The following is a 12740-nucleotide window of genomic DNA, read 5'->3' on the forward strand; positions in this document are numbered from 1 at the left end:
AAACTGGTTGTTGAGATATTCTGAAAATTTTGAGCAGCTAGGTCAAACGATGAGACTTAATTATAAAGAAATCAACGGTATTGCCAAGCGTTTTCAAAAGAATGAAAAATTAGGATTTAATTGGATTGATCATTCATTCTTATCAGGAGAGTATAAGGATAAATATAAAGAATTAATTGAAAGTGGATATGCAAATCTATTTAGTTAACGATCAGAATGAACTACTTCGTTTTTTGGGTAAGTAAAATTAACCTTTCTCTTGGAAGAGATAAACAAGGTTGTTACATAAAAAAAGCTACCAAGATTGGTAGCTTTCATTTTGGTGGTTCATAATTACTCTTTCAAAATTCTTTCTGTGACTTTCTTATTGTTCACATTTCCTGTCACGATGTAATGACCTTTTGGCAAATCGGAGATGTTCAATTTGGAACTTCCCTTTAAGCTTACCGTTTTCACGAGTTGTCCAGACATATTGAAAAGTTTTAAATCCTGCACGTCTGATCCAAATATGATCTCGTTATTTTTAACAAGTGTATTCTTAATAAAAACCGATTTGTTGGAATTTGAATCATCTACGGCCAATATGGTACCAGTAGATTGTGGAGTAGGAAAGGCTATTGTAAAGTCTACATTGTTATTGTTGGTGTCCGCTGAAATCCTCGTAATGGAGTTGAGTATAGTTGGGGAAGGTGCTGCTCCAGCGCCTTCGTATTGATCTGCGGTACCATATCCAACAAAATCTATAACGTTAGAGGAAGTAGGCCCCGTAACACGAGTACTGTTAGTTGCCAATGCGACTTTTCCCGATGTTAGCCCTAGTTGTATTCCAACGCCTAAAAGTGGCGCAGACCCATCAAAATTTAACACAACATCTACAATGAGATTGGGATTGAGAAGGTTGATGCCTCCCAGGCCCTCCGAAGCTTGCTGTATCAAATAGGTTTGTCCGGGGCCAAGGGTTATTGTTGGCAATGTGTGGTATTGTGAAAATTGTCCCGAGGGTGGTCCGTATTGGATTGTTGCACCAGTCAATGTTTGGGTAGATGTTCCAATATTTTTTAATTCGATGAAGTCATTCGTGAGAATTGCGGTGAGTAAACCACCACCTGTATAAACTTCATTGATGACAATCTGCGCATTATAAAATGCAAACGAGGAAACAAGTCCGATGATAGTAAAAAATTTTCTCATAATAATAAATTTTTATTGATTTGAGAAAAATATTACAATTAATATGCCATATTTATTGTTTTTATGTCTTTTTATTGACTTTATAATGATTAATTATTGTTATTTTTAAGGATATGATAATAAAAACACACAATAGTTTAATATCACTCATTTTGTAGATGAATGGGAAAATTCTTACACGGTAATTTCAAATCTGCACTTTAATTTTCAGTTTTAAATTGCAAAAGCATCTGTAGAAGGGATTTTAATCATATATTCAGTTTTTATTCTTGTTATTAAACTAAATTAATAAGCTGATATATAAATTTTTATGATTTGTATCATAATGCCCACGACTTTCAAATTTTACAATAGTTTTTCCACTCATGCGATTACTTTTAATAGCACTTAAAGGGATTTGTAGATGGAATTTCAAATTTGTTTGGAGGAAACTGGCTTTAGTAAGAGAAAATAGACAGCTTAAAAAAAGAATAATAGACAATCACGTAATTCAAATATGTTAAAAACATCCACTCTCATAATTTTGTGTACGATCGATCGTATTTGTATGCAATATTGAGATGACACTTTACATCAACTTAAGGCTAAATCATAAATAATATCTGTATTAAATGGATGAGGAAATATATAGCTCCCTAATTTGGATTTCTATTTCTTCAAAATAATATTCAACGGCTTGATTGTTGTAAAAGATAGAATATCAAACTATTAAAATTCACATACTAAAAATAGTTTTGCTATTGAACAACATTCAACACATATTATATTATTAACCACAACAAAATTTTATTATGAAAAAGTCAATCTTAACAATTATCGCGATAGGTGCCATGATTGCTTGCGAGAAAAAAGAAACAACACATTTGGATCATTCAACTGATAGTTCCGCGGCTGCAAATGACAGTTCAATGATGGTCAAAGACTCGGCTAATGTTGCTCCAGTCGCGGGCGCTACAACAACCGCTTTGACAGATCAAGACAAAAAATTCGCTGATGCGGCAGCAACTGGCGGAATGATGGAAGTGATGATGGGAGAGCTCGCTCAATCCCAGGCTACGGACGCTTCGGTTAAGGCTTTAGGGACAATGATGGTAAAAGATCATAGCAAGGCAAACGAAGAGCTTAAAAGTTGGGCCACATCAATTGGCTATACATTGCCAACGAGTTTAAAAGCAGAGCAACAGAAAATGTACGATGACCTGAAAGCCAAAAAAGGAGTAGATTTTGATAAAGCCTATGCCGAAGCCATGGTGACGGATCACAAGAAAGATATTGCAGAATTCAAAAAACAAGCTGCCGATGGAGGAGAGGCTTCATTGAAATCTTTTGCCAGCAAAACTGTACCGACATTAGAACATCACCTGATGGAATCGGAAAAAGCAAAAAGTGCAGTTAAGTAATAATTTCTGAAATCAAAATTTCAATAAAAAAGAGAGGTAGTCTAAAACTATCTCTCTTTTTGTTTTTAAACATCACAGATTGGTGGCCGAATTGTTATTCGTAGTTAAACTTGAGCATGTGACGATTTCTTGATTTATTTGATTTTGTCGTAAATCAACTTTGTTACCAAAGCACCGAATAGATAATAACCAACTGTCATAGCCTTCTTCTTGAAATTTTCAGCAACAGGTTTATCATTCAAACCGATATGTTTCGGAAGTGCTACTGCGCCTATTCCCATCAATAATCCTGAACTTATATTGTGATTGGTAGCGGTGGACGCGTAATATAGACCATTGCTGATGATATCGCCTGCAAGCGTGGCAGCGTAAAGTGAATTTTCACCACTGATATCGATCGATGTGTTATCTGTCAACTTCAATAGCGCTTCCTCACCCAGTTCATTGATGTGTGGTACATTGTCGAAGTTCTTCCTGATGGTCTCATGCAGAATGTTTAAGGCAATGGCACCACCAAAGCCCGCTAAAATTTTCTTGTACATAATATTTGAATTTGATTGTTTATTTGATTGAAGAATCTGAAATAATTCTAAATATGTTATCTCAAGATTCAGACCAAGGCCAATTATGATTGCATCTTTTAATTTTCATCAGGTAAGTCGTAGAGTTTTGATTGCCGGCACCCATTCAGAATGATCGCATCTTGAACAGCAATGTTTACCACGATCTAGTTCTTCAGAATGACCACAGTAGGTACATGCATACATGCCGTCTGTTGTAATGGAGCTTTGTTTCTTTTCGTATAATTTTGGAAGCACTGGCAGGCCGTATCCAACATCATTATCTTGGTAATAATAAAAGCTGATATTTCCAGTCGTTTCCAGAATTGCCGTTCTCACTTGTCCCAAATGTTCGATAGACTCCTGTCTCATTTCCGAAAAAAATTCATCCTTGGCAAAAGTATGGTCTTTCTTCACTCCCAATACGAATTTGCCATCTTCAATCACGTATAGTGGCTCACCTTCTATGAAGTCTTCAAATTTCTCACTCTTCATTGCAAAATAAGTAATGGTGCGGTAGAGTGCAATGATGGATACAAAAACGATTACGGAGGGAATGATGGCGGTGTTTTTGTCAAACATGGGATCTCCAGCCGCAGAACCCAGGGCAATGATGATAGCCACTTCAAATAGTGAAAGCTGACGGACACCCTTCTTTCCTGACAGACGCAGGATCAAAAGTACCATGCTGAACATTATGAGGGTGCGAATGACAATTTCTACCGCAAAGCTGAAATCGAAATCACCAATAAATATCTTGTTCCAATCTAAATCCATAATGTTTAAAGTGTTTGGTTGCAGATAAACAAAATCCCCGCCAAGCATTTACATACGATGTCATTACTTAATCTGATCAACTTCAAAGTTTCAGCTAATTAAAAATTATTTCTAATTGTGAATATGACCCTAATCATAATAAGAATTTTAAGTTCTGTTTATTTTTGATTTTGAAAATTTAACTATGACCGAATTTTACTTTAACGTTCCATTACATATCCCTCATACAGACACTTTCCGAAATCTATCATTGTAATCATAAATTTTGCAATCAATGGCTATTGAAGAGTTTATAATCAAGTCATCAGTCGGAAGGGTGAGGGAGTACGATGCAGGAGATGTTGTTTTTTCTGAAGGCAATCTACCTAACTACTATTACCAAATTATTGAAGGCGAGGTAAAGTTGACCAATTACGACGACGATGGAAAAGAAGCCATCCAAAATATCGTGACAGCTGGTCATAGCGTCGGCGAATTTCTTCTTTTTATCGATAAGAAATATCCTGCCAATGCAATCGCGATTTCACATTGTAAAATATTGCGGATTTCTAAGCTCAAATTTTTTAAGCTCTTGGAAGATTATCCCGAGTTGAAGATGGATTTGATCAGGAATTTGTCAGACTCCATGTTTTTAAAATTCGTTATGCGCCAGATACTTTCAATCAAAGATCCCGCAACCAAGCTTAAGGTTCTGATGGATCATCTAAAGGGAACGCAGGATGAAACTACTGCTTTTTCTTTTCAAATCCCTTTGACGAGACAACAGATGGCGAGTCTCACTGGAATGCGTGTAGAGACAACAATCCGGGCACTGAAGATGATGGAAAAAGAAAACATCGTTAAGATCAGGAATCGGAAGATCTTTTATTAACGTGTTACAGAATCTTAGATGTTGATCTATGTCAACTTCGGTCATTGCTGGACTTGATGGAAGATGAGAATATAAAAATAAAATTTTCATTTTTAGGATATTAATAAATATATTGTGAGAAATTATAGGTGATAATAGTTCTTGATCTCAAATTTGTGTTTTGATAATCGGAAGAATTATTTATTTTTGTTTAAATCGTAATCTGTTCGATGTGATTTCGATCATATTGGTCTGTCTTTGTAAATTTTAATTTTGTGAACTGGTGTTTGATAGCGATATTTTGTTTTAATCTTTCAAATTTCCTCCAAAATAAGATGTGATGAGTAAGAAAATTTTGATCTTTGATGATGATGTTGCCACGTTGGAAGTCGTTTCGATAATCTGTCGAGATCTTGGTTACGAGGTTGATATTGCCGAGACCGCTGATGATGTTCTCTCGAAAGTGGAATTTTTTCTTCCCAACCTTATTATGATGGATATTAATATTCCGATGATTGGCGGTGTGGAGGCAACACGATTGATCAAGGCACATGACACTCATCGAGAGATACCCGTTGTTTTCATCACTGCGAAAAATGATGTAGCCCTTCTGTCCTCGCAGGCACACGCCGATGGATACTTGTCAAAACCCTTTGATATTGAGGAATTGGAGGATATTGTTGAGAGATTGATCTGAATTAATATTCGTATCAATTTTGCCAAGTTTATTCCAAATTATAATTAAATACACTTTATTTTCAAATTCATATTTCCGGAAACTTCAAAATTTTCTTCAATTATTTTTCGAAAGATTATTTAATATGATTTCATAATAGTTCAATGAAAACTCAGAATATTGTATATAACATCAATCTCTATATTTAATTTAACATAAAGTTAATAATCCTTTTTATACTCCGTTGTTTTAATTTAATCTGATTATGCAAGTGAGGTTTTATTCTTCTAAAGTCTGATTACTAATTACATATGATTAATTACGATATTGTCCTGTTTTTTATTAAATAAACATTTTATCACGGAATTAGTATTCATAATGACAGTCTCACACTTCAAAGATTGTAATTTTGATATATAATTTTTAAATTTGGTAATTCAAACAAACATTTAATTTATTTATATGAGACAATATCTACTAAATGATAAGAAAAATAAGCTCAAACAATTACTTCTTGAGATCAAAAGAAGGAAAAATAGTCTTAATGTATATAATGTGTCATCTCTCGATAGAATTAAAATGTCTGTACAGAGGCTTTTTAATGAATTAAGATTTAGCATTAATCAAAAAGAATGGAACAGTTGGGTTTACAAAGGTCTTATCGCTGCTGGTTTGATTACATCATCAGTTGCAGAAGCGCAGCAAACACCTAGTTTTGATGCAGGCACATTGATCAAGGCAAATGGTAGTAATGCTTATTTGAACGGTGGACGCGCATCTTTGTCCGTAGCGGATTTTGATAATGATGGCGATGTGGAACTGATTGCTGGTATCAGAACAGCTTACACTGGGTATGATAATGGATATACGGCCAATCCTGAATTTAAAATGTTTAGTGATTTTGATGCCGACTCTGGTGAGTTTAATCTAAGAACCGATGTCAATACCAATAACTTTACAATCACCAATGATTCCTACTTCTATTCATACGCGAACCCATCTTTTGCAGATGTCGATGGTGATGGAGATTTGGATCTTGTGGCTGGAGATTTTACCAATAAGCTAGCCGTTTTATTAAATGACGGTAATCAAAATTTTACTTTTGACAGCTATTTACAAGTCGGGGGTGAGGATATTTCATCGGGTAATTTCACAAAATCTGTCTTTGCAGATATAGATGGAGACGGTGATCTGGATATGATCCTAGGCGAAAGACATTCTGCATCCGGAGGTGGATATGAATCTCAGGTGCATCTGTACATTAATACTGCCGGAGCGGGCAATCCGATAAAATTTGACGAGCCTAGTACAATTTTGCAAGCCAATAACAGCAATGTTGGAGTTGGAATATCTGGATTTCACATGCCTGCGCCATTTTTGGTCGATTATGACAATGATGGTGACTTGGATTTGTTTATAGGAACTAATACCGGGAAAGTATTTTATTTTGAAAATGCTGGTACCGCAACAGCTCATTCTTTTACTGCTCCTAAAGAAGTTGCATTGGATTTTCAATATGAAGGATTTTATGGAACTATGGCAAGTCCCGTGGTTGCTGATATTGATGGAGATGGCAACTTGGACCTAATCGTTGGTTATGGAGATAATTCTGACACCAGTGGCGTGATGTATCTTTTCAAAGGTAAAAGTGTAACGATGGGTACTGATGATCTGGATAAAAACAATGCAATTTCTGTCTATCCAAATCCTGTAAGTGATGTCCTTCATCTGAATAGTAAAAATGATGTAGAGCAGATCAATATTTTCAATACCGTCGGTCAAAAAGTATTAAGCTTTAAGGATAGCAAGTCTATCGATGTTTCCTCATTGCCAGCCGGTGTATATATCATGAATGCAACATCCAAAGGAAAAACAACGACAAAAAAAATCATCAAGAAATAACTTGATTCATATTACAAAAGCCACTTACATTTACAGTGGCTTTTGCTTTTATAATATTTTATGAGTACTGATAAACAACCTAAGATAAGTCCTTTCCAATTAACCTATTCATCTCAGGTTCCTGAGCTCCTGCACAGATTAGGCTGTAGTCTGATATTGTCTACTTTCCAAGCAGGAAAGTTAATTGCCATCTCACCTAAGGACGAAAACAATCTGATACAGTTGGCCCGAAACTTCAATCGGCCCATGGGAATTACATTTGCTGATGCTTATCAAAAAATGGCGCTTGCATCTTTTAACGAAGTTATCCAATTTCGCAATTCTCCCAGATTAGCAATGGGCTATCCGTCGAAAGCAAATGTATATGACAGTCTGTATGTTCCCACACAGACCAATTACACCGGGAAATCTGACTTGCACGATTTGTCCTACGGAGAAGACAATCAGCTTTATGCTGTAAATACTTTGTTCTCCTGCATTTGTACTTTCGATTCCAATTCGAATTTTGTGCCTTATTGGAAACCGGATTTTATTTCCGAATTACAGCCCGAAGATCGTTGCCACCTCAACGGAATGGCACTTTTGAACGGCAAACCCAAATATGCCACTGCCTTCGCAAAAAGCAACAAGGAAATGGGATGGAAGGAAAACCTAACCAAAACTGGTGTTCTGATCGATGTAGAAACTCAGGAAATCATCTTGGAAGGTTTGGGAATGCCACATACACCAAGAATCATCGAAGGAGAATTATATTTATTACTTTCGGCTACAGGTCAACTAATCAAAGTTGATATCGAAGCCAAAAGTTACAAAATCGTAATCGAGTTAAATGGATTTGTACGTGGAATGTCCTTTTATGAAGATTATCTATTTGTCGGAATGAACAAATTGAGACAAAATTCCTCAAGTTTCGCCCATTTGGACGTTGCGAAATTATCTGATTTTGCAGGAATTAAAATTGTGCATTTGCCTACAGGAAGCCTTCAGGGCTATTTGCAATATACATCATCCGTGGATGAAATTTATGATGTAGAAGTTCTTCCGGATTTATTAAGACCAAATATTCTCAACACAGTAACAGATACATTTGCACAAAGTATTTTGACAGATGATATGGCGTTTTGGATGAGGTCTGAATAAGATTAAATTGTTTCTAAAATTTTATTTAGAGCCTGTTTAAAAATGATTCAAAAATAGAATTTTCAAAACATTTTTCTTTTCCCAACCCTAAAGTGGAAAAACGCTTTTTAAATTTCATCAAAATTACTTCCTTTAGGGTTGGGGAAATAATTTTGATGAAATTTAAACAGGCCCTAAGATTTTCCATAAAATTCATAAATGATTTTTGAGGAAGATTTTATGTCTGATTTTAAAGTGTCAATAATGATTTCTGGCGACAGTGGAACGTCGTAAGGAGCAGTCAAACCTGTAAAATTCTTGATCTCGCCTGATATTGCTTTGCGGTACAAACCTTTTGGATCTCTACTTTTACAAGTTTCAAAATCCGTTGATACATAGACTTCGATGAAGTTTTTGCATGCTTTTCTTATCTGTTCTCGAATATCATTGTAAGGCGAGATCAAAGATACGATGACAGTATTTCCCTGTTTTTCAAACATTGCGGACAAAAGTCCAATCATAAGATTGTGCTTCTTTCTTGATTCTTCGTCAAAACCTATGTTTGGAATGATGTTTCTGATTTCATCTCCATCCAGATAGATGGGATTGATGCCGTCATTTTTAAACCGTCTTATCAGATCATTCGAAATTGTAGTTTTGCCAGCGCCACTAAGACCTGTCAACCAAATGACAGCAGATTTATTTTTTGAATGATTTGCTGAAGATGTTTCTTGCATTAACGGAATGATTTTAAATTAGATAAAATTTTGATCTGGTAGTGTAATGTGAAGATTTGAAAGAATTCAGAACTCTGTAACCGCCTTACAAATCTACAATATTTTTATAAAAATGATGCTTAAAAACTATTCTATACAACAACTTCTGATCGTACTTTAGAATCTGTAACTTTTAATTTTTCGGACAATCTTTCTGCCTGATCACGCAGTTCGTTTACTGCTGTACTTTCCCATAATACACCTTTTAGGTTAGATCCAATTGTGTACAAATGGTCATGAGGTTTTCCTTCACCATTTTTAATTTGAAACGATTCTGGATCCGCATCAATGCCAAGATTCAAATGGTCTTGAGTCAAAATTCTTTTTGACAAACAATTTTTCAAGAAACTATTTTCAAGATTGGTCAGATTACTTTCGGGTCCAGTACAGTTGATGACACGAGATATATTGATCGTTTTCTCTTCGTTCTTTTTTTTGTCAAAATATTCTACTGTGATAAAATCCTGCGATTCCAAAATGTCGATGATCTTTCCAGATTTGATATGAAGTTTGCCATCAATTCTCAATTGCTGAATCTTGTCATGAGAATGTAAAGGAATTCTGTGTCTTGCAACACCCCACAAATGCCGAAGTCGAGACATAAACAATTCTTTCTCTAGGTGCGAAAATGTTTGCCATATCTTTTGAGTATGGATTCGCAGAGAATCAATGACCGACTCAGCTGATAATCCATATTTTCTGACAGACTTGATATGTTTATTCACGAGTTTCACCAATTCGTAAATGGTCATATTATCTTTCAGTTCCTCATTTAATTTAGAATATTTCAGTCCATTGTTTCTGTGTGGTAAAATATTAAATCCATTGGGCGAAATGGCGTAGATTTCCCCATCAAAACCTTGTTCCAACAATCCAAATATGGTATCAACCATTGTCAAACCATTGCCAATTATTAAGACAGGCAGTTTACTATTTACATGAATAACGGATTCGATTTTCCAGGGATTTTGGAAATAGTTGTTACTCTTGTAGAAATTTACATTTTTAATTGCTGGATTTCTTGGAATATGATTGCCTGTTGCAAGGATGCAATCATCGACAATAAGTTTCGATTTGTCGTCCAAAGACAAAATGACAGCATCTTCAGAGACATCCAGATCTGTGACAAGGCTATGAATCAGGGTTATTTTTATTCTCTTTGTTTCCGCGAGCTTTTTTGCATCTTCCCAGATCGAACATAGATACTCCCCATAAAGTAGTCTTGGCAGGAAAGAATTTTCTAAAAGTGTAATATCCGTTCCTACAAAATTATCCCTTTTGATAACCCAATTCAGAAAATGTTGCGGGTTATCGGGATATGCACTCATTTTTCCTGCAGTTACGTTCAATAAGTGCTTTTCAGAATAAGGATTGTAAGCGGTTCCTTTGTTCAAAGTTTCTTTATCATTGATAATAATAATCTCGAAGGGATGACTCGATTTTCCAATCAATTGAACCGCTGTCATCGTCCCTGTAAAACCTCCGCCGACTACACCTATTTTCTTCATAATTATATTAACTTTTCACTAGTGGGAATTGCATGTTTAAATGAATAATAATTAGCAATGCGGTTATTACTCTGCGATAAATATTTTCTTTTTGGCAATGTCGATTGTCAAAACCTTGCCAAGCCATTCTATGCTTATTTTTCCTTCGTAGATCAATCCATCCACAAATGCGACATCCAATCCCTCAAGTTTACTTAATTTGTTAACTGTACTTACTTTTGAAAGCTTACCGATATAATAATTGTTTTCTTTTTTGAAATCGCTTTTGACAGGTACTGCTTTAAAATCTGCTTTGTCCAAAGCCAAAGGTTCCATCAATTTTGAACTGAACCAAAATGAACTTTTTCCAGCCCCGCTATCCAATAAAGTTTGAATCTTCAAATTGTCATTCAACTCGACATAGGTGAAAATATCAATCGCTTTTCCGGCATAATCCGCAATTTGAATATCAATGCTTTTTTCATTTTTTGTAGACTTGTTGAAAAGAATGTTTTTGTTGTTATAATCAATGGTAATCGGCGTATTTCTGAAAGCTTGCAGTGAGATCATCCCATCTATATCCCCAAATTCCAGATCAATCACAGCATATTGTTGATCCTCAAATTTTTTATTATTGATTTCAAGACTTTTTGCATTGTAAAGATCAACACTTAATTCTTCGCCTGTTGCCCTGTGTCCCACGAAAAAATTATTGGTCTTTTCATTTTTGATTTTATTCGAGAATTTGGTGAAGATTGCGTTAAGACCTGCTCCCGTGTCAAGAATGAATTTACCTTCGACATCATTTATTTTTGCCTTAATGATGATGTGCCCACTATTATTGACTTCAAACGGAATTTGTGCATTTGTTTTTAAGGAAAATAAGAGAAATACAAAAAGAAAGCTGGTTGTGAATATTGATTTTGTCATGGATAATTTATATAAAATCGCAGATTAATTTTAATTATTGTGAAAATATTTTCGATATAGAATTGTGATTATTTATTCTAAGAATTTTACATTTAACAATGCTGATTTCGTTTTTCAAAAATAATGTTATTGACTTAATTCATAAGGATGTATTACTAATTATTTTGCTAATAATAATTTAATACAGCAAATGCAGACTTTGAAACATAGAAAATATTATATTTGCCTTCCAATTTTAATTTTAAACTATCATATTATGAAAGAACTTATCGAAAAAATCAATGCTGAGTTTGAAACATTTTCAACTGAAGCAAGTCAGCAATCTGAAAAAGGAAACAAAGCGGCAGGAACAAGAGCAAGAAAATCTGCTTTGGAGTTGAGCAAATTGTTCAAAGACTTCAGAAAAGTTTCTGTGGAAGAATCCAAAAAATAAAAACTTCCAAAACTGATAACCCTGCAACATTGCAGGGTTTTTTGTTATCGTTATATATGAAAGTTAAGATCCGTAAATTATGTTTTCTTAGAGTTTATTCAGTTTATTGACGAGATAGCTTATCATTTGTGCGACATTTTCGGCAGGGAGCGCAAAATCACTTTCGACCCAATTTTTGATAACGGCAATGCTCCCTTTTTCACCAAATTGATAAGCCATTTCAACAAAAGGTTTTGTTTCAGGCGTCAATTCAATTTGATCTTCCACCGGAAAATTATTTCGGACACTTGTCAGAATACGCGATAAAATGCCACTTCCATCACCTTTTGTAAAAACGATCTTGCTCATTTCTTTGTCATTTTCCAATAGTTGACAGCTTAGCAAGATCACCTCGTCCATATTGTAGCTTTTGCGCAGTACGGCCGACAATTTCTCAAAAACCTCTTCTTCCAGCTCCAGCAATATATCAAGCGGAATGGCGTAATGACGATAAAATGAATTTCTATTGACGTCAGCTTTATTGCATAATTCTGTAATGGTGATCTGACTCAGTTCCTTTCCTTTCAAAAGATCAAACAATCCTTCTCGCAATAGTTTCTTGGTGTATTGCACTCTTCGGTCTTTTCTTAATTCCATCTT

At 35.0% G+C, this 12740-nt stretch carries 14 protein-coding genes; 7 read left to right on the top strand and 7 right to left on the bottom strand.

Annotation, left to right across the window (positions count from 1 at the left end; genetic code table 11):
• Positions 1 to 10 precede the first annotated feature (10 nt).
• Positions 11 to 208 carry a hypothetical protein gene (locus tag IO90_RS18915; RefSeq protein ID WP_131450891.1) on the top strand — a complete coding sequence of 66 codons (198 nt, stop codon included), beginning with the start codon at positions 11 to 13 and terminating at the stop codon, positions 206 to 208.
• A gap of 125 nt (positions 209 to 333) precedes the next feature.
• On the opposite strand, the gene IO90_RS13620 is transcribed toward IO90_RS18915, so the two are convergent.
• Positions 334 to 1191 (bottom strand): lamin tail domain-containing protein, encoded by an 858-nt coding sequence (locus IO90_RS13620; RefSeq protein WP_034967584.1) that lies wholly within the window; start codon positions 1189 to 1191, stop codon positions 334 to 336.
• A gap of 908 nt (positions 1192 to 2099) precedes the next feature.
• Between IO90_RS13620 and IO90_RS13625 the strand changes: the two genes are divergently transcribed.
• Positions 2100 to 2591, top strand: a complete 492-nt coding sequence (locus IO90_RS13625; protein WP_228374690.1) for a DUF4142 domain-containing protein — start codon at positions 2100 to 2102, stop codon at positions 2589 to 2591.
• 134 nt (positions 2592 to 2725) lie between these two features.
• On the opposite strand, the gene IO90_RS13630 is transcribed toward IO90_RS13625, so the two are convergent.
• A complete protein-coding gene (locus IO90_RS13630) occupies positions 2726 to 3133 on the bottom strand; it encodes a hypothetical protein (protein WP_034967590.1) in 408 nt (135 codons plus the stop codon).
• A 108-nt stretch (positions 3134 to 3241) separates the two neighbouring features.
• On the bottom strand, positions 3242 to 3928 hold the full coding sequence (locus IO90_RS13635; protein WP_034969219.1) for a DUF421 domain-containing protein: 687 nt from the start codon (positions 3926 to 3928) through the stop codon (positions 3242 to 3244).
• A gap of 274 nt (positions 3929 to 4202) precedes the next feature.
• On the opposite strand from IO90_RS13635, the gene IO90_RS13640 reads away from it, so the two are divergent.
• The 4 genes from IO90_RS13640 to IO90_RS13655 all read left to right on the top strand — a co-directional run bounded on the left by IO90_RS13640 (position 4203) and on the right by IO90_RS13655 (position 8496).
• Positions 4203 to 4799 carry a Crp/Fnr family transcriptional regulator gene (locus IO90_RS13640; protein WP_034967593.1) on the top strand — a complete coding sequence of 199 codons (597 nt, stop codon included), beginning with the start codon at positions 4203 to 4205 and terminating at the stop codon, positions 4797 to 4799.
• A gap of 319 nt (positions 4800 to 5118) precedes the next feature.
• Positions 5119 to 5475: a response regulator gene (locus tag IO90_RS13645; RefSeq protein WP_034967596.1), complete on the top strand. Its 357-nt coding sequence runs from the start codon at positions 5119 to 5121 to the stop codon at positions 5473 to 5475.
• A 441-nt stretch (positions 5476 to 5916) separates the two neighbouring features.
• The gene (locus tag IO90_RS13650) at positions 5917 to 7356 is read left to right on the top strand and encodes a T9SS type A sorting domain-containing protein (RefSeq protein WP_081871823.1); all 1440 of its coding nucleotides are present in this window, start codon (positions 5917 to 5919) and stop codon (positions 7354 to 7356) included.
• Between the two features lie 60 nt (positions 7357 to 7416).
• On the top strand, positions 7417 to 8496 hold the full coding sequence (locus IO90_RS13655) for a TIGR03032 family protein (RefSeq protein ID WP_034967603.1): 1080 nt from the start codon (positions 7417 to 7419) through the stop codon (positions 8494 to 8496).
• Positions 8497 to 8669: 173 nt separating this feature from the next.
• Here the strand turns inward: IO90_RS13655 and cysC are convergent, their stop codons facing one another.
• From cysC to IO90_RS13670, 3 genes are all read right to left on the bottom strand, one after another.
• A complete protein-coding gene (cysC, locus tag IO90_RS13660) occupies positions 8670 to 9212 on the bottom strand; it encodes an adenylyl-sulfate kinase (protein ID WP_051878697.1) in 543 nt (180 codons plus the stop codon).
• A gap of 131 nt (positions 9213 to 9343) precedes the next feature.
• Entirely contained in the window at positions 9344 to 10759 is a 1416-nt protein-coding gene (locus IO90_RS13665; RefSeq protein ID WP_034967608.1) for an FAD/NAD(P)-binding protein, read from the bottom strand.
• Positions 10760 to 10825: 66 nt separating this feature from the next.
• Positions 10826 to 11668 (bottom strand): aspartyl protease family protein, encoded by an 843-nt coding sequence (locus IO90_RS13670; protein WP_034967610.1) that lies wholly within the window; start codon positions 11666 to 11668, stop codon positions 10826 to 10828.
• Positions 11669 to 11924: 256 nt separating this feature from the next.
• On the opposite strand from IO90_RS13670, the gene IO90_RS13675 reads away from it, so the two are divergent.
• Positions 11925 to 12101: a histone H1 gene (locus IO90_RS13675; RefSeq protein ID WP_034967612.1), complete on the top strand. Its 177-nt coding sequence runs from the start codon at positions 11925 to 11927 to the stop codon at positions 12099 to 12101.
• A gap of 87 nt (positions 12102 to 12188) precedes the next feature.
• On the opposite strand, the gene IO90_RS13680 is transcribed toward IO90_RS13675, so the two are convergent.
• Entirely contained in the window at positions 12189 to 12737 is a 549-nt protein-coding gene (locus IO90_RS13680; RefSeq protein ID WP_034967615.1) for a TetR/AcrR family transcriptional regulator, read from the bottom strand.
• Positions 12738 to 12740 lie beyond the last annotated feature (3 nt).

The organism is Chryseobacterium sp. FH1 (assembly GCF_000735135.1).
Lineage (GTDB): Bacteria > Bacteroidota > Bacteroidia > Flavobacteriales > Weeksellaceae > Epilithonimonas.

What these genes read in the sequence shown, in the direction of transcription:
- IO90_RS13620 (WP_034967584.1), bottom strand. Translation starts at nt 1,191, where the DNA reads ATGAGAAAATTTTTTACTATCATCGGACTTGTTTCCTCGTTTGCATTT.
- IO90_RS13625 (WP_228374690.1), top strand. Translation starts at nt 2,100, where the DNA reads ATGATGGTCAAAGACTCGGCTAATGTTGCTCCAGTCGCGGGCGCTACA.
- IO90_RS13630 (WP_034967590.1), bottom strand. Translation starts at nt 3,133, where the DNA reads ATGTACAAGAAAATTTTAGCGGGCTTTGGTGGTGCCATTGCCTTAAAC.
- IO90_RS13635 (WP_034969219.1), bottom strand. Translation starts at nt 3,928, where the DNA reads ATGGATTTAGATTGGAACAAGATATTTATTGGTGATTTCGATTTCAGC.
- IO90_RS13640 (WP_034967593.1), top strand. Translation starts at nt 4,203, where the DNA reads ATGGCTATTGAAGAGTTTATAATCAAGTCATCAGTCGGAAGGGTGAGG.
- IO90_RS13645 (WP_034967596.1), top strand. Translation starts at nt 5,119, where the DNA reads ATGAGTAAGAAAATTTTGATCTTTGATGATGATGTTGCCACGTTGGAA.
- IO90_RS13650 (WP_081871823.1), top strand. Translation starts at nt 5,917, where the DNA reads ATGAGACAATATCTACTAAATGATAAGAAAAATAAGCTCAAACAATTA.
- IO90_RS13655 (WP_034967603.1), top strand. Translation starts at nt 7,417, where the DNA reads ATGAGTACTGATAAACAACCTAAGATAAGTCCTTTCCAATTAACCTAT.
- cysC (WP_051878697.1), bottom strand. Translation starts at nt 9,212, where the DNA reads ATGCAAGAAACATCTTCAGCAAATCATTCAAAAAATAAATCTGCTGTC.
- IO90_RS13665 (WP_034967608.1), bottom strand. Translation starts at nt 10,759, where the DNA reads ATGAAGAAAATAGGTGTAGTCGGCGGAGGTTTTACAGGGACGATGACA.
- IO90_RS13670 (WP_034967610.1), bottom strand. Translation starts at nt 11,668, where the DNA reads ATGACAAAATCAATATTCACAACCAGCTTTCTTTTTGTATTTCTCTTA.
- IO90_RS13675 (WP_034967612.1), top strand. Translation starts at nt 11,925, where the DNA reads ATGAAAGAACTTATCGAAAAAATCAATGCTGAGTTTGAAACATTTTCA.
- IO90_RS13680 (WP_034967615.1), bottom strand. Translation starts at nt 12,737, where the DNA reads ATGGAATTAAGAAAAGACCGAAGAGTGCAATACACCAAGAAACTATTG.